Here is a 19,757-nt window from a genome sequence, read left to right as displayed (position 1 = left end):
ACTCCGGTGCGGAGTGCTGGGACGCCGATTTGTTCGCTGGGCAAAAAGGTAATGAAGGCTGTCTTATATCGCAACGCCTGCGGCCGGCCGGATCGCAAAAAGCAAGGATCGGCCGGCAACCGGCGGTCTTCCGTAACGGAGCGTATGGAATGCCCTGCCTTGCGGAAATTCCCGCTCCGCTTCCTTCTCGCCCGGAGCCTGTCCAAGCGATATGGGGATGGACTCAGCGGCCGGTGAGGGGGGATTTGCCCGGAGGGGTCGGGCTGCCGCCCTCGGGCCAGTTGCCGAAGTCGGAGTGGTCGCGCGCGGCCAAGGTGCGGACGCTGGCGCGCAGCGTGCGGATCAGGCACAGCGCCACCGCCATCGACTGGGTGCTGCCGTCCGACCCCACCAGCCAGCGCAAGGCTGCGGCATGGGCCTGCAGGGCGTCGATATAGCCCTCGACATCCGGCTCCACCCAGGTGACGCAGGTGGACAGCGACGCGACGATGGAGGACGCGGCGGAATCGCCGGCGGTGGCGATCTGCAGATCGGACAGCGAATGGCGCAGCCGGCTGCCGATCGGGTCCGGCCGGTCGATGGCCGCCTCCAACTTGTCGAGCGCCAGCAGCAGCCGCACCCGCTTCGGATCGTCGCTGCGCATGGTGGCGGCGCTGCGGTCCGGCGGCGTCACCGACGCAGGGACGGCTGACGGCGGCATGGGAGGCGGCAATTGTGCTGCGCCGCTGATGACCGGGCGCGGCGCCGTCGGCCGGGGGGAGGGCAGGCCGGCGGGGGAGATGCCGCCCTGGTCGGCCGGGCGTGCGGAGTCCGGGCGGCTTTCGCTGCGGGTCGCGGTTCCATCGCTGGCCCCCCCGGTGGCCGTACGCGGCGTGCCGTCGCGACGGTTCAGCACCGCGTCGATGCGCCGGGCCAGCGTGGCGGCCGGCACCGGCTTAGCCAGCACGCTGTCGGCGCCGGCATCCCAGGCGCTGCGCACGGTGGCGAGATCGGCGTTGGCGGTCAGCACGATGATCGGCATGTTGGGCCGCAGGCTGCCCGGCGATTGGCGAATCCACTGGATCAGCTGCGCGCCGCCCACCGGTTCCATCACCCAGTCGGTCACCATCAGGTCGAACACCTCGCGCCGCAGCGCGTCCTTGGCCTCCTGCCCGTTGGCGACCGCGGTGATCTGGCCGACACCCCAAAGCCCCAGCATGTCCTTCAACGCCCGCTGCAGCAGCGGATTGTCGTCGACAATCAGGATCTTGACGGGGGAGGCGGGTCGCTTCGTCATGGAGTGGTTCCGATGATGCGGCTGTGACAGTCCCCATATCCGCCTCGCCCCGCTCCTTTTCATGGGAAGGGGACGGGTAAGCGACCAATGAGACGCCCGATGCACCGTTGGGTGGGCCGGGTTATCCCCTCCGCCGTTCGAAAGGGTAACCGGCCTGCGACACCACCCCTTTCGATGCGCAGCCATGGACGCGGCGCATATCAGAAGACCCTGATGGTGGTGGACGCGCCGCCCTCGCACTCCTATGATTCCCACCATTCTCCTATGGGAAAGGGCGATGTGATGGACGGCGGATGCGGTGGCGGATCCTGTGGCGGCGGTTCCTGCGGCGGTGGGTCTTCCCGTCCGTCCAGCGGACCGGACGATCTGAAGCACACGATGCGGATGGCGATGGTGGTGAACGGGCTGCTCGGCGCCTTGCTGCTCACCGCTGCCAACGCGACGCAGGCGGTGTCGCTGTGGGCGGCGGCGCTGCTGGTGCTGAACCACGCCGCCAGCCATGCGGTGACCCTGGTCGGCACGGGGCGGCGGCCCGACCTGTGCGCCCGGCTGTCGATGCTGCAAGGTGTGGCGCTGGCGGTTGCCGCCGTGGCTCTGGTGGTGACTGCCGGGCGCAGCATCGCCGGCATGACCATTCCCGACGTGCCGCTCGCCAGCCTTGCCCTGCTGCTGGCCATCGGCGTGACGGTGGCGACCGCGACCCTGCTGTTCGCCAACCGGCGCGGCACGCTGACCCTGCGGGCGATCTGGCTCTGCTCGCGCAGGGACGTGCTGCCGCTTGCCGCCGGGCTGGTTGGTCTGGCGGCGAGCTGGCTTCTGCTCGACGGCGCGCCGGATGCGCTGGCTGGCGCCGGGGTGGCGGCGGTTCTGCTGGCGGGCGCCTGGGGGCTGCTGCGCGGCGGAATGGTGGGTGAGGAGAGCAGATACTCATAGCGGACGCCCCCGCTCTAGATCGGCATGGAGCTTACGGCTACGAACCCGAGCGTACCGACTGGTTCCGTCGTGGCAACAAATGCGCTGTTTGACTGCCTGTGGCACGAAAAGCCGGCAACCAGCCTCATGGCCATGCGTGAGGCTCGCCTGCATTGGCCGATACCAGCGTGGTCTCGGATCGTCGGGCCGGATCCGGATGCGCGGATGACGAGGCTGCGTTCGCTACATCATTGTTAACCCTCTCGCCCGCTTCTCCCCCTTCCGTTGCGGTGCGGCGTTTTCCTATTACCAGATAGAGAAAATGCCTCAGCGGTTTACGCGTAAATTTGCCTGTGCTATTGGGAAAATCTTCCGGCGCAGTGTTGTGGCCGTGGACTTCATGAAAGCGGTGGGGATCAAACAATGGCAGGTAATCTCGGCCCGACACTGGATGCGTACGCGGTCTTCGCCGGCGGCGGCGTAAAAGGGGCAGCGTTCGCCGGCTGCCTTGTCGAGGCTGAGGAATGCCGAATCAATTTCGTTGGATACGGTGGCACATCAGCTGGAAGTCTCGTGGCTTTGCTTGCTGCGGTTGGATATTCACCCGCTGAAATCAAGCATATTATGATCGAGGAGGTTGATTACCAGAGAATTCTAGGTGATTCTGGATGGGATCTTCTTACCAAGGGGAAAGATTTACGTGAAGAGCTGATGGGGCACTTTCGAGATCCAGGAATTGGTCTTTTTGGTATCGGTTGGGATTTGTGGAGGAAAAATCCAAAATTTGAGCCGGCCCGGAAAATATTGGACGATCTCGGTCTTTGCGATGGTCAGTATCTCCGCACCTTGGTCAAGGATTTCGTGGTGCGTCGTGGCGGACGCTACGCCGATCTCAAGATGGAAAGCGATATCACTTTCCAACATTTGCGGGATTGTGGCGCCAAGCCCTTGAAGGTTGTGGCTTCGGACCTGCGCAGTCGCAAGGCCGCGGTGTTTTCAGCCATCGAAACCCACTATGGCCAGTCGGTAGCGAAGGCCATCGGTGCGTCGACTTGCTACCCCTTCGTGTTCAAGCCGGTCACAGACGGCGACAATCGGTTGGTTGACGGCGGACTTTCCAGCAACCTGCCGGTTTTCCTTTTCGATGAGGAGCGTCGCAGAGATCTTCGACCTATGATTGCGTTCGATTTGATCGAGCAACCCAGGGAGCATGAGGGTCCTTATCGCTTCGGGGACTTTCTTGGAGATTTGATCGCCACGGCGCTGAGCGCCGGTGATTCTCTGCTGCGCGCTTCAACGTCCGACATCATCCATGTGCCGATACCGGTTCCCGCCGGCATTGACACGCTGAAATTCGATCTGAGTAAGGCCGAAAAAGAGCAGCTCTTCTTTTCGGGCAATCACCATGCCGCGAAACGCCTGCGCAAGCACTTCGAGCAAGCCCGCGAAGCCACCACCGACGCTGCTTCCATCCAAGCGGCGCTTGTGGAACCTCTTTTGGTCGAGGCGGTTCTCAAAGCGACCATCGACGAAGTCGAGCGTTTCACCAAGGGCCTGGGAGGGGAGGCATGCCGGCACGTTCGGGCATATGTCATGCTTCCGGCAGACCAAGAGCAGCAGATGGTTGTGTACAACTGGAACATGCGGGACGTTTCCGGAGCGGACTCTGATATTTCATGGAAAATCCCATTGAGCAAAGGGCCTTCGGGGTTCGTGCGTGAACAGAACCAATCTCGTGTCTTTCTGCCTCAGGAGGTGCGGCGCAAACCTGAGTCGTTCGGTCTGACCGAGGCAGAGGCGGCAGCAATTCCAAAGGGGGTGGAAAACGCACCGCAAACGGCACTCTGCGTGCCGATCCACAGGTATGTGCGGGGAGTTCGTTCTGCAGGAGATAACTCTTCGGTTGTGGGCACACTCACTATTGACACGCGGAGCACGCTGGAAAAATGTCGATGGATGGACGATAATGGTGACGTAGACCGAGAGCTTATCGCCCTCGTGAGGGTCTGGTGCGACGTGATCGCCAAGCTGCTGGCTTAGGAGAGAAGGCAATGATGAGCGGGTTCAAAACGTTGCACAGTCAGACCGTCAAAGTCGGCGATGGCGACTTTGTGGTGAAGGAAACCTACGAGCCTAAGTATCAGTATTTTCGCAGCTACAGCGAGTTCGTAAAGCCGCGTGCGGACACAGCGGTTACTGCAATGATTACCGAGACGAAGAACTCCTCCGGTAGCTGATAATTGGTGATGTAGCTCGCTCGCCCCGCCTCGCCCAGCGTCAGCATGGTGCTTCGCACCGTGCTGACGTGGTAGACAGACCGGGGATTCGCCTGAAGGCGGCGGAGCGTAGGCTGGGGGCTGTCGGCGCCACCTCAGCCCCTTTCTCACGACGCCCCTTTCTCATGACCGCTGCCGCAACCGCTCCAGCAGCCCCTTGGTGGCGAACCCGTCCGGAATTTCCCCGATGGACGCCTGGAACCGCCGCACCGCGTTGCGCGTGTTCGCCCCGACGATCCCGTCCGCTGCGCCTGGCTCCATGCCCAGCGCCGCCAGACGCTGCTGCAGGTCGATGCGCTCGTCGCGGCTCAGCGCCTGTTCTTCGCGCGGCCAGCTGCCGCGGACACCGGGCTTGCCGGTCATGCGGTCGGCCAGCAGGGCGACGGCCAGCGAATAGCTGGTCGACGGGTTGTAGCGCATGATCGCGCGGAAATTGTCGCGCACCAGGAAGGCCGGCCCGCGATGCCCGGCCAGCACCAGGATCGCCGCGGACCCGTCGCCGTCAAGCTCGCTGCCGTCCAGCGGACGCACGCCCAGCCGGCGCCATTCCGACAGCGGCTTGGTGATGCTCAGTTCGGCCTGATCGTAGGCGAAGCCGTCGGGCAGCCGCACCTCCTGCCCCCACGGTTCGCCGGGACGCCAACCGTTGGCGAGCACGAACTTGGCGGTGGAGGCCAGGACGTCGGGCATGCTGCCCCAGATGTCGCGATGTCCGTCGCCGTCCTCGTCCACCGCGTTGCGCAGGAAGACGGTCGGCATGAACTGGGTCTGGCCCATGGCCCCGGCCCAGGAGCCGCTCATCCGTTCCGGCGGGATGTCGCCGGACTCGAGGATGCGCAGGGCGGCCAGCAGTTCCGAGCGGAAATAGGCGGCGCGGCGGCCCTCGAAGGCCAGCGTCGTCAGCGCGTCAATGACCGAGAAGTTGCCGGTGGACTTGCCGAAATCGGATTCCACCCCCCAGAAGGCGACCAGGACCTCTCCCGGTACGCCGGTGCGGCGGGTGATGCGGGAAAGCAACGCCGCATGCTCCTGCAGCTTCTGCCGGCCGTCCTGGACGCGCTTTTCATTCACGGCGCTGTCCAAATACTGCCACACTTGCCGGGTGAACTCGGGCTGGGCCGAGTCCAGCTCCACCACACGGTCGGACAGCTTCACCCGCTGGAAGGCGCGGTCGAAGGTCTGCGGGCGGATGCCCTGGCTCAGCGCCTCGGTACGCAACGCCGCCAGCCATTCGGCGAAGGAGACGGACTGCTGCGCTGCCGCCGCCGGGGCTGGAATGGCGGCAGCCGTCGGGGTGCCGGAGACAACCGGGGCGGTGGCGCCGGTGCTCTGGCAGCCGGCCATCAGCAGGGTGGCGAGAAGGAGGCGGGCGGGATGACGGAACGGGACTCGCATGCGCTCGACCGTGATCGGAGGGGGAACCGGGGCGTGACCCTAAGGCTCCCGGCCGCAAGGCTCAACCGACAAATGGATGCTTCCGGGGTGGAACCCCCGATTGCGGGGGCGACACGCTTGCAGGGCCGGCGGACCGGTCCATATCAAAATCCAGCGCATCGCTTTCGCAATTCCCGTCCGGCGGGTCTCCGACTTTCGGTGCCGATCCCGGAAAGACCGGTTCCCGACAAGGATGACGGGACGGGAGCGAAATCCGGAACACCGCCTTCCTCTATTGCGTTGATCTGGAGGCACATCGATCCGGAACGCGCAACGATCGGGTGCCGCTTCGACGAAGAGGCCGCCTTCTGTCACGGAATGCCAAGGGTGCCGTCGCCATGAAAATCGTGATCTTCGGCTTGACCAACGGGTATCGCCATGATGGCGGGCACAGATCGCGCTGGCGTGCGCTGATCCAGGCGCTGGCGATCCGCGGCCATCGCGTCGTCGCGGTCGAACGCAGCGGCCCCGATGCGCCGACGCCCTGGACGATCCCCGGCGGCGACGTGCTGTCCTACGGCGCCTGGGACGAGGTCGTCGTGGAGGCGGCGGCGCAGGCCGACGATGCCGGGGTGGCGCTGGTGGTGGCACAGGGGCCGGACGCCCGCCTTGCCGCCGACCTCGTCCGCCAGTCCAAGGCACCGCGCCGTGTGCTCTACGATCCCGAAGCGGCGGTCAGCCTGACCGCGCTGGAGGCCGGGGAGAGCGTGGCCCATCTGCCGGCCGACGGGCTGGGCGGCTTCGACATGGTGCTCGCCTCCTGCGGCGGGCCGGCGCTGGACCGCTACCGCGCCAAGGCAGGGGCGGAGTCGGTGCTCCCGCTCTATCCCTGGATCGTGCCGGAGGTGGACAAGCCCGGCGACTTCAAGCGGGAGTATCTGGGCGACCTCTGCTGCATCGTCGGCGGGCCGGACGGCATCCGCGAGGGGCTGGACAACTTCTTCGTCAACCCCGCCCAACGGCTGACCCGCCGTCGCTTCGTGCTGGTCGGCGCCGATCTGCCGGACGGCGTGCCGCGCGCCTCCAACATCCTGACCTTCCCCGATCTCGACCCGGCGCAGCATGCCGACGTGCTGGCTTCGGCCAGTCTCGCGCTGACGCTGGCCCGCGACGACGAGCGCAAGATCGGCTGGTGCCCGTCCGACCGGCTGTTCCTCGCCGCCGCCTGCGGCTCCGCCATCGTCGCCGACCAGTGGGAGGGGCTGGACAGTTTCTTCGAGCCCGGGCGCGAAATCCTGGTGGCCGCCCAGACCGACGACGTCACCACCGCGATGATGCTGCCGCGCAACCACCTGACCGACCTCGGCCGCCGGGCGCGCAAGCGGGTGCTGGCCGAACACAGCGCCGAACGCCGCGTGCAGGAACTGCGCGGCATTCTCGACCTGAAGGGCGGCGGCGACGACTGAGGGCGTCATGCTCAACGGGAGTGCACAAGAGCGGGGAGCGGGCTATGGTCCGCTCCCCGTTTCGTTTGCGCTAAATCAGGGAGCCTGCCGCCGATGCCGACCGTCACCATCCGCCCCGCCGTCGAGGAGGATTGCGCCACCATCCTGCGTTTCGTCCGCGAACTGGCGGAGTTCGAGCGCGAATCCGATGCGGTCAAGGCGACCGAGGAGGATTTCCGCCGCGACGGCTGGGGGCCGCAGCCGGTGTTCGAGGCGCTGATCGCCGAGTTGGACGGCGCGCCGGTCGGTTTCGTCCTGACCTTCCGCAACTTCTCCACCTGGGAGGGGCGGCCCGGCCTGTATGTGGAAGACCTCTACGTCACGCCTGACGCGCGGCGCTACGGCGTCGGCCGCAAGCTGCTGGCCGCGGTCGCGCAACGCGCGGTGGAGCGCGGCTACCGTCGTGTCGATCTGAGTGTCCTGGATTGGAACCCGGCGCGCGGATTCTACGACCGGATCGGGTTCAGCCAGATGAAGGAATGGCTTCCCTACCGCCTGACCGGCGAAGCGCTGGCCAATCTCGCGGCCGAGGGGCTCGCGGCCGAGGGTTTGGCCGGGGAGAAGTAAGGCGTGGGATCAGGCGGCGCGGTTCAACGCGGACGCGCCGATGATCTCGGCATAGTCGGCGCGTTCGTTGCGCAGGTTGGCAAGAAGATCGACCAGACTGTCGCGAACGAAAGCGTCGTCCTGCTCGACGATGGTGTCTTGGGTCAGTCGAATGAACTGATCGAGAAGCTCGATGTGGGCTGCGGAGGACGCGTTGATCTTCTTGGTGTTGACGGCGCCGATCATGTAAATCTCCCTTGGCCTGAGCGTTCCCGATGACCCAATAAGGCCACCGGGCCAGTTAAAGACTTCCTAACGGGACTATGCGGCAGGTGGTATCTTCGGGGGTACTTCCGATCTATGGTCCTATCGCCTGCGACCACTCCGAAGAGTTACCCCGAACGTTCAAAGCCACGCTCGATACCCTGCTACAATAGGTCGCTGTTGGATGTCCCGGCGGGTGCCTTGCACTATGACAACACGCACCGCTATGTCAGGTTGCTCAGCGCGCCTGAGGGAATTGGAGGGAGGGACTACCAAAGGGTGTGGTCCCGTCAACCCCGTTTGAGATCATGACCTCCCTGGAAATGCCGGCCGCTGGACTTATCAGGCGGCGCGGCGGGCGGTCATGCGGTCGCGTGCGTCGGCGCGTTCCAGCGCGCGGGCGACCAGATCGTCGAAAATCCCGCCGATGGGCGCATCCAGAACCGCAGCCCGCCCGGCCGGCATCGGGCCTTCCATCAGGACAGAGCCTTCCTCCCCCGGGCCGAGAACGCGCCAGCCGCGGCTCTTCATCTCCGAAACGCGCGTCCGGGCAATGAAGGCGCGGATATGGTCGTGTGCCAGATCGTCCATTCTGTTCCCCCTGTCGCTGTCGCCCAATGCTGTCGCCAAAATCCGTCGATGACCGCCGGACTTGCGGCGGTTCAACCGGTCACTCGGAAAAGGGTACGGAAGAACTGCGAACGCAACAAGAACAAATTCGGGGGTGAAGTGAGGATTCCTGCCGAGTCGCCCAAGCTCCCGCTTGGTGCGGCCCAAGATGCCCCGTCAGACCGCCCCTTGCCGTCCGCGCCTTCACCGCAAAGATCAGGCGGGGCGGGAGCATTTGCAACCCGCCCCATCCGTGACCAAAAGCGGCGATCAGGAAAGGTCCGACCATGAGCGGTGTCCGCACCGAAACCGACAGCTTCGGCCCCATAGACGTTCCGGCCGACCGTTATTGGGGCGCCCAGACCCAGCGCTCGCTCCAGAATTTCCGCATCGGCGGAGAGCGCATGCCGCTGCCGCTGGTGCGCGCGCTGGGCATCCAGAAGCGTGCCGCCGCCGCCGCCAACCTGAAGCTGGGCGTGCTCGACCCGACGCTCGGCGCCGCGATCATGGAGGCGGCGGACGAGGTGATCGACGGCCTGCTGGCCGACCATTTCCCGCTGGTGGTCTGGCAGACCGGCTCCGGCACCCAGTCGAACATGAACGCCAACGAGGTGATCGCCAACCGCGCCATCGAGAAGCTGGGCGGCGCGATGGGGTCGAAGACGCCGATCCATCCCAACGACCACGTCAACATGGGGCAGTCGTCCAACGACAGCTTCCCCACCGCCATGCACATCGCCGCCGCCGACGAGATCGTGCGCAGCCTGATCCCGGCGCTGGAGCATCTGCGCACGGCGCTGGACGCCAAGGCCGATGCCTTCCAGGAGATCGTAAAGATCGGCCGCACCCATCTGCAGGACGCCACGCCCCTGACGCTGGGACAGGAGTTCTCCGGCTATGCCGCGCAGGTCTCCTATGGCATCGCGCGGGTGAAGGGCGCGCTGCCGCAGCTCTACCGGCTGGCCCAGGGCGGCACGGCGGTCGGCACCGGCCTGAACGCCAAGCCTGGCTTCGCCGAGGCCTTCGCGGAGGAGGTGGCGGCCTTCACCGGCCTTCCCTTCGTCACGGCGGAGAACAAGTTCGAGGCGCTGGCGACCCATGATTCTCTGGTCGACGTGCACGGCCATCTGAACACGCTGGCGGTGTCGCTGATGAAGATCGCCAACGACATCCGACTTCTGGGCTCCGGCCCGCGCTCGGGCATCGGCGAGCTGTCGCTGCCGGAGAACGAGCCGGGCTCCTCCATCATGCCCGGCAAGGTCAACCCGACCCAGTCGGAGGCGATGACGATGGTCTGTGCCCAGGTGATGGGCAACCACACCACCGTGACCGTCGCCGGCGCCACCGGCCATTTCGAACTGAACGTGTTCAAGCCGGTGATCGCCTTCAACGTTTTGCAGTCGATCCGTCTGCTGGCCGACGCCGCGAACAGCTTCACCGACAATTGCGTGGTGGGAATCGAGGCCAACCGCGACCGCATCGCCAAACTGGTGTCGGACAGCCTGATGCTGGTGACGGCGCTGAATCCCCACATCGGCTATGACAATGCGGCGAAGATCGCCAAGAAAGCCCACAAGGAAGGGACAAGCCTAAAGGAGGCCGGACGCGAACTCGGACTCCTGACGGATGAGCAATTCGATCAATGGGTTCGCCCCGAACGGATGGTTGGTCCCGGTTAAGCTTGGGGTTAGGGTGGGGGTGTCGTCGTTCCCGGCCGTTCCGGCCTTCCTCTGACCACCCCCATCCCCCACTTGCGATGCGTGCGTGACCATGAAGAAGCGTTCGGTCCTGATCGCCGGCCACCCCACCAGCGTCTCCCTCGAGGAGGAGTTCTGGGACGCCCTGAAATCGGTTGCTCAGTCCCGCGGCCTGTCGGTGAACGCCCTGATCGAGGAAATCGACCAGACCCGCACCGGCAATCTCTCCAGCGCCATCCGCGTCCATGTCCTGAAGGCGGTACAGGGGCGCGGGGCGGGGGAGGCGTAAAAGGTAAGAGAAGAGTTCGCGGACAGCCGCAATGGACAGCCGTCCGCCGCCGGCGTACACGCTTGCTGGCCGTCCGCCTCCCGACGAGACCCTGCCGCCATGCCCGCCGCCATGCCTTCCGACGTCACCACGCTCGACATCATCGCCTTCGTCTGGTTCGTCGGCTCCTGGGTCGGCTTCACCGTCACCCAGGACCATCTGCTGACCGGCCGCAACGTGCTGAACCAGCATCTGCGGATCGTGCGGCGCCACTGGATCGAACGGATGCTGGAGCGCGACAACCGCATCATCGATTCGCAGCTGTTCGGCCACACCATGCACAGCTGCACCTTCTTCGCCTCCACCAACATGCTGGTGCTGGCCGGCCTGATCGGGTCCTTCGGCGCGGCGGAACGGGCGCAGCAGTTCATCTCCGACCTGTCCTTCGCCGTCCAGACCTCGCCCCAGCTGTTCGAGATCAAGATGCTGCTGATGGTGGTGATCTTCACCTTCGGCTTCTTCAAGTTCACCTGGGCGCTGCGCCAGTACAATTACTGCTGCGCCCTGATCGGCTCCGCCCCAATGCCGCCGGTGCCGCCGGACGACCGCAAGGAAATCGCCCGGACCATCAGCGAGGCGCTGACCCTGGCGATCACCGCGCTGAATGGCGGGATCCGCGCCTATTACTTTGCGCTGGCGGCGCTGGTCTGGGTCATCGGACCGATTCCCCTGATCGCCGCCTCCAGTGGCGTCGTTCTGGTTCTTACCCGCCGTCAGGCATTTTCCGCCACCGAGAAGGTCATCCGCGTGCAGACCCAATGGTTGGAGAGAAACGATTCAACCAAGATGAAATAACATCTAAAAAACCACCATTTTTCCCGTGCGTGCGACCAAATATCCTCTACCTGATGGAGAGTTGCGGCGCCTAATGTCGACGCACCGAAAGACGGCGCGACGACTTTCCCGCGCGACGCACAGGATATGAGGGCGACGATGGACGCCGATACCGCACTGAGCATCATGGATACCCTGGATCAGGCCGAAGCGCTTCTGCGCCGCATGCACCTGCGCGACGGCTGTGCGGGCGCCAATGCGCTGGCCCATAACCGGCAACTGCTGGACGCCGCCCGCCACCGGCTGGAGCAGGTCCACAGCATCGAGGGGATGGGCGCCTTTGCCGGTGCGACGGCGCTTGCCTGATCCGGCTGGCCCGGCTCACCCCTTCAGCAGCACCTTGCCGCCGCTGCGCACCTTCGACCAGTCCTTGGCGAAATAAGCGAAGTCCCGCGACGGCCGGCTGAACAGGAAGCCCTGGGCCAGCGACACCCCCAGCCCGGTCAGCAGATCGGCGTGCACCGCCTCCTCCACCTGCTCGCCGATTAGGTCCAGTCCCAACTGGCGGCAGACGTCGACCATCGACCGCAGCATCGCCATGTCGCGCGGACTGTTGACAGCGCCGCGGACGAACTTGCCGTCGATCTTGGCGTAATCGGCCTGGATGCCGTACAGCGACTGGAAGCTGGTCGATCCGGCGCCGACATCGTCCAGGCAGATACGGAACCCGGTCTCGCGCAGCTTCTGCAGCACCTCGTTCAGCTTGGCGATGTCGGTGACGATGACCGTTTCCGTCACCTCGATCAGCAGCTTCGCGGCCAGATCGCCATAGGGGGCGACGACCGACTGGAACTGCTTGAGGAAGATCGGGCTCATCAGCGTCTTGGCCGACAGGTTGATCGCCACGTCCGGCAGCTTGGGCTCCTTGCGGAACTCCTGCAACGTGTCCAGCACCGTGCGGGTCAGCAGCAGGTCGAAATCGTAGATCAGCCCGACATCCTCGGCGAAGGTGATGAAGTCGGCCGGTGAACTCATCCCGTCGACACGGGTCAGCGCCTCCAGATGGTGGACGGCGCCGGTGCCGATGTCGACGATCGGCTGGTAGACGACGATGAAGTCGCGGTTGTCGATGGTCGCGCGCAACTGGCCGATCCGTTCCACCGCGCCGGCCATCAACCGGTTGGCGCCGTCCTCCAGGCTGGAGATGGTGAACTCCCCGCCTTGCGCCGAGGCGAAGGCCTGCACCGTATAGACCAGCGCGCGCGCCGCATCCGCCGCGTCCAGCCGGTCGTCGGCCATGTCCAGCGTCCAGGACCGGATGCCGCCGGGCAGGGCGCCGCCCGCCGCCTCGATGATCTGGGCGATGTGGCCCTGCACCTCGCTCCCGTCGATGTCGGCGGCATGGACGATGCCGTACCGGTCGCCGGTCAACTGGCCAGCGCTGTCGCCGTCGGCGGAGATGCCGCGCAGATAGGCGTCGATGCCCTCGCGCACCTCCGCCGCGGCCCCTTCCGGCATCGTCTCCACCATCGCCTGCAGCCCCTCGACCAGCAGCAGGGTCAGCCCCTGGTCGAGCCCCTTCTCGCGGGCGGCGAGGATCCGCTCCTCCAGGATGCCCGCGAATCCGGTCTGGTCCAGCAACTCGCCCTGCGCCGCAGCGGCTGCGCCGGCGCCTTGGCGTTGCGGTGCGGTCAACAGCACGGTCAGGAACAGCGACCCCGGACAGGAATCGAGCCGGCAACCGCCCAGCAGGGCCGGGAACTGCTGCCCGTCGAAGGCCTGGAACAGCACGCGCGACGGCTTGATCCGCGCCTTCTCCCGGATGCGGTCGAACAGGACATGGACGTATTTGCGGTCGCCGGGCGCCACCACTTCCATCAGGTTGGTGCCGACCAGCCCGCCGACCTCGCCCTTGGTCAGGCGGCAGCGCGCCCCGGCGGAAAACAGGATGTTGCCCTGCGCGTCCGTTTCGATCAGCAGGTCGGCGGCGGCGAAGGCGAAGCCGACGAAGCGGTCGCGATCGCGGCTTGACGCCGGACGGCGCGGCGCCGCCGAACCGGCAGCCGGCGTCATCACCGGCCCGACGACCGGAGTCATCACCGGGGGGGAGCGTCCTGCACTGTCCTGCGCCAAGGGCATCGTCATGAGGTTGCAAATTGCATCAAAGTTTAGAGAGTTTGAGGATGAATGTGACCGAGAGTAACCAATATCGCCATAGGTTAGAAGAGAGTCTGTTGCCGACCACCGTCGGCTTAACAGAACGCGACAATTTGTGACATCTATGCCGTAAATGCTAACGATCCGTCGGCGCCTTGCCTTCTGCCTGTCTTCTCGGAAATTATCGTTACCGAAAACTTGACGCGGTCGTTCCGGGACCGCAACGACGGTCGTTGGAAGCGCTGGATGAGAATCGGCAGCCCCCGCAAGCGGGTTGTCGAGCGGCTGCCAAAACTCCCGCGCCCGGTGTGCCGTATCAGGTGACGTCCACGGTCGCCGGCTGGACCGTGAGTTTGCGCCGGCCGAGAAGCAATGCGTTGAAGCTCGCCTGACCGGGCATCTCGATGAAACGGTAAGTCAGGGCGGATACCGCAACCACCGTCGCCAGATACGACAGCGCAAGCCCATCCATCACCCAGGTGCCGCCGAAGAAGATCAGCCGCGTCTCTTCACCACCGACCGCCGTCTCGGCGAACATCCGCTGGCCCAGCAGCTTCTGCATCACGGCCGCCGTCTTCTGGTACAGGGCGATGACCAGCGCATGCACCATGTAGATGGAGTAGGAACGGGCGCCCAGCCACTGAAACGGCACCTTGGCCAGCAGGTGCGAGAGGACTCCCCCCTCGAAGGCGAACACCCAGACCACCAGGCCGAACAGCAGCGGCGAGGCGAAGGACAGGGCATTGCCGCGCGCCGCCGCCACGAACACGATCACCGCAGCCAGGCAGGCCGCCTCGACCAGTCCCGCCATCGGCAGCTTCGCCAGTCCGGCGCCGCGGGCGGCCATGAACAGCCGATAGACGATGTGTCCGGCGAAGAAGCCGTAGAGGCAGCGGAAATAGCCGAGGTCGAAACTGGTGTCGATGAAATGGTCCGACCATCCCATGATGACGAAGGCACCGGCGGCCGACAGCGCCACGGCCGCCGCCGTCACCAGCCACGTGCGGCGGGCCAGCAGGCAGACCAGGGCAAAGGTGATGTAGGCGAAGACCTCCGCGCTGATCGACCAGCTCGGCATGTTCCAGGTCAGCTCGCTCTCGACGCCCAGTGAATGGACCAGGAAGAGGTTGCTGAGGATGGACGACGGCGCGAAGCGGCCGGTGAAGGCCGTTGCCTCGCCGTGGATCGCCAGTGCCTTGACGATCTCCAGCGGAATGAAAGCGACCAGCGTGGCCGCATGCAGGGGCCAGACACGGCCCATCCGCCGGACCAGAAAAATCCCGGTATCTGGCGCCGAGTTCAGGCGCCCGAGATAGGCGTGGGTGATGACGAAGCCGCTGAGAACGAAGAAAAAGTCGACAAACAGATAGCTGCCGCGAACAAATGAATTGAGGTAGAAATTTCCAAAAGCGCTGAAATGGAATAAAGCCACGAATAACGCGCATAAGCCGCGCCAACCGTCCAGCACTGGGAAACGCATTGGGTTTCTCCTAATCGGGGTGTCAATTCAGTTAGGTCATGTCGATCGCCGATCCTAATGTTGCGGCGGAATATTCCTTCTATAGACAAGGAGTAAGCAGTTAATTACCGCCGGGAGAAAGTAAATGCTGGCGGCGCAACCAAATAGCCGGAAAAGCGGTTTATTTCGAATGACTGCCGACAGCTACCCCGGTTTGATTCACTGTAGCGGCCCTGCAATTGGTGGGGAGTGCGGATTTGCCAAACTGTCCGGTGGCCATAGTGCCGATGGCACAGTTCGCAACACGGATTCGCCTCTCTGCCACCGGCAGGGTGCCGCCGGGGCAGTACGTCTCCTGCGCCCAGCGGTTGAGCTTTCTCACGATTGTGCCTGGCCGTTCCGCCCGGCATCCTTCATCCATCTCGTCGCGGCCGAAGAACCGGATGATGCCCATCCACCGGCGCAGCGCGTGCAGTGGCTGCAGCTCGGCCGTGGCGAGAACGAATTCCGCCCTGACATGAATCCCAGCATGAAAAAGGCCCCGCGACCGGTCCGGTCGGCGGGGCCTTCTAGTCCTTATGGCGATCCGAAGCGTCAGCGGCGCGCGAACAGCCGGTTGATATGGCCCATCTTGCGGCCGGGCCGGGCCTCCGCCTTGCCGTACAGGTGCAGCCGGACGCCGGGTTCGGCCAGCAGGTCGGGCCAGCGCAGCACGTCGTCGCCGATCAGGTTGGTCATCTCGGCATCGGCCAGCCGCTCCACCGAGCCCAGCGGCAGGCCGCAGACCGCGCGCACCAGCTGTTCGAACTGGCTGGTGGCGCAGGCGTCCATGGTCCAGTGGCCGGAATTGTGCGGGCGCGGCGCCATCTCGTTGACCAGCACGGCCCCGTCGGCGGTGACGAACATCTCCACCGCCAGCACGCCGACCAGATCCAAAGCCTCGGCGATGCGGCGCGCGATGCGGTCGGCCTCCGCCGCGGTCTTATCCGACACCTTGTCCGCCGCTGCGGGGGCGATGGTGACGTCGAGGATGCCGTCCTTGTGGCGGTTCTCCACCGCCGGATAGGCGACCATCGCGCCGTCGGCACCACGGGTGACGATCACCGACACCTCGCAGGCGAAGGTGACGAAGCCCTCGACGATGCCCTCCACCCCCGGCTTGCCGCCGCCGATGGCCGCCCAAGCCGCCGCCGGATCACTGCCGCTGTCCAGCCGCGCCTGCCCCTTGCCGTCATAGCCGAGCCGCGTCGATTTCAGAACGCAGCGCGGTCCGATCTCCGCCACAGCGTTGGCGACCTCCTCCGCGCTGTTGGCCGCGCGCCAGGGTGCCGTCGCGATGCCGAGCCTGTTGACGAAGCTCTTTTCTGCGATGCGGTCCTGCGCCACCGACAGAACATTCGGGCCGGGGTTCAGGTTGGTGAAGCGGCGCAGATGCTCGGCCGTGGCGACCGGCACATTCTCCCACTCCAGGGTCACCACATCGACCGAGCGGGCGAAGCGCTCCAGCGCCTCCAGATCGTCCCAATCCGCCACCGTCGCCGCGGCGCTGACCTGCGCCGCCGGGCTGTCGGCCGCGTCGGGGGCGTAGACATGGGTCTTGTAGCCCAGCCGCGCGGCGGCAAGCGCCGTCATCCGGCCGAGCTGTCCGGCACCCAGCATGCCGATGGTGGAACCTGGGGCGAGGCGGGGCAGGAGAGTGCCGGTTGGCTTGCCGGTCATGGCGGTCAGGCTTTCTGTCTGTCAGGCGGGGTCGTCTACGGGGGCCTCGGCCACCGCGGCGGTCTGGCGGGCGCGCCAGCCGTCCAGCGCCTCGGCCACCGCCGGGTCCATCAGCGCGATAACCGAGCCGGCCAGCAGGGCGGCGTTGATGGCGCCGGCCTTGCCGATGGCCAGCGTGCCGACCGGGACGCCGCCCGGCATCTGCACGATCGACAGCAGGCTGTCCATGCCCTTCAGCGCGTGGCTTTCGACCGGAACGCCGAAGACCGGCAGCGGCGTCATCGACGCGGCCATGCCCGGCAGGTGGGCGGCGCCGCCGGCCCCGGCGATCACCACCTTCAGCCCGCGCGCCTTGGCGGTGGTGGCGTATTCCACCAGCCGGTGCGGGGTGCGGTGGGCGGAAACGATGCGGACCTCGTGCGGGACGCCCAGCGCCGCCAGCGTGTCGGCGGCATGCTTCATCGTAGTCCAATCGGACTGGCTGCCCATGATGATGCCGACCAGCGGCTGGGCGCCGGCAGCCGAAGGGGTGCTGTTCGGGGAGTGGTCGGCGGTCACGGCCTGGCGCTTTCCTCAAGGTCCGGAAAGCGGCGCATTATAGGAAGAGTCGGGCGCCTGTCCAGAGGCACCGCCGCTCCGCCTCCTCCGGCCACGACGAATCCGGGCCTGCGGCTGCGACATTCCGGCCCTTCCGATGGAACATGGTTCCACCTATGGTGCCGTCATATATGGACTGGATAGACCCTGCTCATTCCCGGAACCGGACCCATCGCATGACCGACGCCGCTCCCAACGAAGACTCCAACGACGACCGACGCAAAGAGCACCGCGACATCCGCGCCGCGATGGCGGAGGAACGGATGGCCACCGTCGGCATCAACGAGGCGTCGATCGAGACGCTGGTACGGACCTTCTACGGCAAGATCATGAAGGACGAGGAGCTTGGTCCGATCTTCGGCCGCGCCATCACCGATTGGGAACCGCATCTGCGAAAGATGATGAATTTCTGGTCGTCCATCGCCCTGCTGACCCAGCGCTACGACGGCCGCCCGATGCCGGTCCACATCTCGCTTGGGCTGGAGCCGCCGCATTTCGAGCGCTGGCTCGGCCTGTTCCGCGAGACCGCCCACGAGGTCCTGCCCGCCGAAGGTGCCAACTTCCTGATCGGCAAGGCCGAGAACATCGCCCGCAGCTTCCAGATGGGCATCCAGTTCTTCACCGTGCCCAAGAAGGACTGAGAGGATCTGGTCTCCCTCTCCCCGGCGGGAGAGGGGGCTGTCAGGTGATCACGCAATGATGTCCGGCAGCAGCCGGCTCTCCAGGACCATGATCTGGTCCTTCAGCATCAGCTTGCGCTTTTTCAGCCGCTGCATCTGCAACTGGTCATAGGGCGCGCGTTCGACCAGCCGGGCGATGACGTCGTCCAGGTCGCGGTGCTCGCTGCGCAAGCTCGCCAGCTTTTCCTTCAAAATCTCTTGCTCGTTCATCGCGCCCGTTAGGAATGGCCGTTGCCCCGGGTGGATCGGGGGTGCTCTTGCGGGTAACCCGTTGGCTGGGCGGGCCGGACTATACCAGAAATCCAGCGGCACGGCACCGCCAAACCGCCGGTTCGGTCCTTTGGCCATCCGGGATATCACCGCGGCGAGGGGATCGGCCCGATGCCTCCTTTGCGGATACCGGCAATGATTGCGGGAAACGCCCTTTCCGGTAACATGGTGGTCCATTTCAATGAACAGGCGAACGGGACGGGAAACCCTCAATGACTGCCCCAAATAAAGCCGGCAAGCGTATCGGCATCCTGACCAGCGGCGGCGATTGCGCCGGGTTGAACGCGGTCATCCGTGCGGTGGTTCACCGCGCCACCGGCTATGGCTGGCAGGTGCTGGGGATCAAGGAAGGCACCCAGGGCCTGCTCCAGCGCCCGGTGCAGTACCAGACGCTCGACCTCGGCTGCGTCGACGGCCACATGATGCGCCAGGGCGGCACCATCCTGGGCACGACCAACCGCGGCGACCCCTTCGCCTACCCGATGCCCGACGGCACGCTGAAGGACCGTTCCGACGAGATCATCGGCGGCTACCGCGAACTCGGCCTGGACGCGCTGATCGGCATCGGCGGTGACGGCAGCTTCGCCATCCTGCACAAGCTGGCGCAGAAGGGCGGCTTCCCGATGGTGGGCGTGCCCAAGACCATCGACAACGACCTGGGCAAGACCGAGGTGTCGGTCGGCTACGACACCGCCGTCGCCGTGGCGGTGGAGGCGCTGGACCGCCTGCAGCCCACTGCCGCCAGCCACCACCGCGTGATGGTTCTGGAGGTGATGGGCCGCGACGCCGGCCACATCGCGCTGGCGGCCGGCATCGCCGGCGGGGCCGACGTGATCCTGATCCCGGAAATCCCCTATTCGATCGAAAGCATCGCCGCCAAAATCCAGAACGTCCGCGACTCCGGTCGCAACTTCGCCCTTGTCGTGGTGTCGGAGGCGGTGAAGACCCTGGAAGGAACCGGCGTCAAGAAGATCCTCCAGGGCGGCGAGAAGCGCTATGGCGGCATCGGCGACTATATCGGCGAGAAGATCGCCGACGCCACCGGCGCCGAAACCCGCGTCACTGTGCTGGGCCATGTCCAGCGCGGCAGCATGCCCAGCCCGCGCGACCGCCTGATCGCCTCGGCCTTCGGCGTTCATGCCGTCGACCTGATCGCGGAGGGCAAGTTCAATCGCATGGTCGCCTGGGCCAACCGCGGCGTCATCGACGTGCCGATCACCGAAGCGATCGAGCATTACTCCTGCGTCGAGCTGGACGGCGCGCTGGTGAAGACCGCCCGCGGCCTGAACATCAGCTTCGGCGACTGACCCGTGC

The 19,757-nt window shown here is 65.6% G+C and carries 20 protein-coding genes; 11 read left to right on the top strand and 9 right to left on the bottom strand.

Translation table 11 applies throughout. The annotated features are described in order from the left end of the window. Positions 1 to 223 precede the first annotated feature (223 nt). Entirely contained in the window at positions 224 to 1,276 is a 1,053-nt protein-coding gene (locus tag M5E06_RS06920; RefSeq protein ID WP_252137630.1) for a response regulator, read from the bottom strand. Between the two features lie 282 nt (positions 1,277 to 1,558). On the opposite strand from M5E06_RS06920, the gene M5E06_RS06915 reads away from it, so the two are divergent. The 3 genes from M5E06_RS06915 (at position 1,559) to M5E06_RS06905 (ending at position 4,425) form a co-directional block, all read left to right on the top strand. Next, on the top strand, positions 1,559 to 2,209 hold the full coding sequence (locus M5E06_RS06915) for a hypothetical protein (RefSeq protein WP_252137629.1): 651 nt from the start codon (positions 1,559 to 1,561) through the stop codon (positions 2,207 to 2,209). A gap of 402 nt (positions 2,210 to 2,611) precedes the next feature. Beyond that, entirely contained in the window at positions 2,612 to 4,228 is a 1,617-nt protein-coding gene (locus tag M5E06_RS06910) for a patatin-like phospholipase family protein (RefSeq protein ID WP_252137628.1), read from the top strand. Between the two features lie 11 nt (positions 4,229 to 4,239). Further along, positions 4,240 to 4,425: a hypothetical protein gene (locus M5E06_RS06905; RefSeq protein WP_252137627.1), complete on the top strand. Its 186-nt coding sequence runs from the start codon at positions 4,240 to 4,242 to the stop codon at positions 4,423 to 4,425. Between the two features lie 162 nt (positions 4,426 to 4,587). On the opposite strand, the gene M5E06_RS06900 is transcribed toward M5E06_RS06905, so the two are convergent. Beyond that, positions 4,588 to 5,859, bottom strand: coding sequence for a lytic murein transglycosylase (locus M5E06_RS06900; RefSeq protein ID WP_252137626.1), 1,272 nt, complete (start codon positions 5,857 to 5,859; stop codon positions 4,588 to 4,590). Between the two features lie 377 nt (positions 5,860 to 6,236). Here M5E06_RS06900 and M5E06_RS06895 point away from each other — a divergent pair, with 377 nt between their 5' ends. Further along, positions 6,237 to 7,304, top strand: a complete 1,068-nt coding sequence (locus M5E06_RS06895; protein WP_252137625.1) for a CgeB family protein — start codon at positions 6,237 to 6,239, stop codon at positions 7,302 to 7,304. A gap of 93 nt (positions 7,305 to 7,397) precedes the next feature. Next, entirely contained in the window at positions 7,398 to 7,910 is a 513-nt protein-coding gene (locus M5E06_RS06890; protein WP_252137624.1) for a GNAT family N-acetyltransferase, read from the top strand. A 9-nt stretch (positions 7,911 to 7,919) separates the two neighbouring features. Here M5E06_RS06890 and M5E06_RS06885 read toward each other — a convergent pair whose 3' ends face one another. Both M5E06_RS06885 and M5E06_RS06880 read right to left on the bottom strand, forming a co-directional pair. Next, the gene (locus M5E06_RS06885; RefSeq protein WP_109149949.1) at positions 7,920 to 8,135 is read right to left on the bottom strand and encodes a hypothetical protein; all 216 of its coding nucleotides are present in this window, start codon (positions 8,133 to 8,135) and stop codon (positions 7,920 to 7,922) included. 360 nt (positions 8,136 to 8,495) lie between these two features. Further along, positions 8,496 to 8,744: a hypothetical protein gene (locus M5E06_RS06880; protein WP_109149950.1), complete on the bottom strand. Its 249-nt coding sequence runs from the start codon at positions 8,742 to 8,744 to the stop codon at positions 8,496 to 8,498. A 305-nt stretch (positions 8,745 to 9,049) separates the two neighbouring features. On the opposite strand from M5E06_RS06880, the gene fumC reads away from it, so the two are divergent. The 4 genes from fumC (at position 9,050) to M5E06_RS06860 (ending at position 11,927) form a co-directional block, all read left to right on the top strand. Further along, a complete protein-coding gene (gene fumC, locus M5E06_RS06875; RefSeq protein ID WP_252137623.1) occupies positions 9,050 to 10,441 on the top strand; it encodes a class II fumarate hydratase in 1,392 nt (463 codons plus the stop codon). Positions 10,442 to 10,532: 91 nt separating this feature from the next. Next, positions 10,533 to 10,748 (top strand): ribbon-helix-helix domain-containing protein, encoded by a 216-nt coding sequence (locus M5E06_RS06870; protein WP_252137622.1) that lies wholly within the window; start codon positions 10,533 to 10,535, stop codon positions 10,746 to 10,748. Positions 10,749 to 10,847: 99 nt separating this feature from the next. After that, positions 10,848 to 11,582: a DUF599 domain-containing protein gene (locus M5E06_RS06865; protein ID WP_252137621.1), complete on the top strand. Its 735-nt coding sequence runs from the start codon at positions 10,848 to 10,850 to the stop codon at positions 11,580 to 11,582. Between the two features lie 138 nt (positions 11,583 to 11,720). Beyond that, positions 11,721 to 11,927 carry a hypothetical protein gene (locus M5E06_RS06860; protein ID WP_109073086.1) on the top strand — a complete coding sequence of 69 codons (207 nt, stop codon included), beginning with the start codon at positions 11,721 to 11,723 and terminating at the stop codon, positions 11,925 to 11,927. Between the two features lie 15 nt (positions 11,928 to 11,942). Here M5E06_RS06860 and M5E06_RS06855 read toward each other — a convergent pair whose 3' ends face one another. From M5E06_RS06855 to purE, 4 genes are all read right to left on the bottom strand, one after another. Further along, positions 11,943 to 13,658: an EAL domain-containing protein gene (locus M5E06_RS06855; protein ID WP_252138522.1), complete on the bottom strand. Its 1,716-nt coding sequence runs from the start codon at positions 13,656 to 13,658 to the stop codon at positions 11,943 to 11,945. Positions 13,659 to 14,034: 376 nt separating this feature from the next. Then, positions 14,035 to 15,198 (bottom strand): acyltransferase family protein, encoded by a 1,164-nt coding sequence (locus tag M5E06_RS06850; RefSeq protein ID WP_286208628.1) that lies wholly within the window; start codon positions 15,196 to 15,198, stop codon positions 14,035 to 14,037. Positions 15,199 to 15,771: 573 nt separating this feature from the next. Further along, entirely contained in the window at positions 15,772 to 16,896 is a 1,125-nt protein-coding gene (locus M5E06_RS06845) for a 5-(carboxyamino)imidazole ribonucleotide synthase (RefSeq protein ID WP_252137619.1), read from the bottom strand. 21 nt (positions 16,897 to 16,917) lie between these two features. After that, on the bottom strand, positions 16,918 to 17,454 hold the full coding sequence (gene purE, locus M5E06_RS06840) for a 5-(carboxyamino)imidazole ribonucleotide mutase (RefSeq protein ID WP_109073090.1): 537 nt from the start codon (positions 17,452 to 17,454) through the stop codon (positions 16,918 to 16,920). 215 nt (positions 17,455 to 17,669) lie between these two features. On the opposite strand from purE, the gene M5E06_RS06835 reads away from it, so the two are divergent. After that, positions 17,670 to 18,134 (top strand): group III truncated hemoglobin, encoded by a 465-nt coding sequence (locus M5E06_RS06835; protein ID WP_247870532.1) that lies wholly within the window; start codon positions 17,670 to 17,672, stop codon positions 18,132 to 18,134. A gap of 48 nt (positions 18,135 to 18,182) precedes the next feature. On the opposite strand, the gene M5E06_RS06830 is transcribed toward M5E06_RS06835, so the two are convergent. Continuing rightward, positions 18,183 to 18,383 (bottom strand): YdcH family protein, encoded by a 201-nt coding sequence (locus M5E06_RS06830; RefSeq protein WP_085089646.1) that lies wholly within the window; start codon positions 18,381 to 18,383, stop codon positions 18,183 to 18,185. 272 nt (positions 18,384 to 18,655) lie between these two features. On the opposite strand from M5E06_RS06830, the gene M5E06_RS06825 reads away from it, so the two are divergent. Next, positions 18,656 to 19,750, top strand: coding sequence for an ATP-dependent 6-phosphofructokinase (locus M5E06_RS06825; RefSeq protein ID WP_252137618.1), 1,095 nt, complete (start codon positions 18,656 to 18,658; stop codon positions 19,748 to 19,750). The last annotated feature ends 7 nt before the right edge of the window (positions 19,751 to 19,757 follow it).

It is taken from the genome of Azospirillum sp. A1-3 (assembly GCF_023806445.1).
Taxonomy (GTDB): Bacteria; Pseudomonadota; Alphaproteobacteria; order Azospirillales; family Azospirillaceae; genus Azospirillum.
Note: the sequence above shows the minus strand (reverse complement) of the source record. Positions and strands in the feature narration are given on the sequence as shown.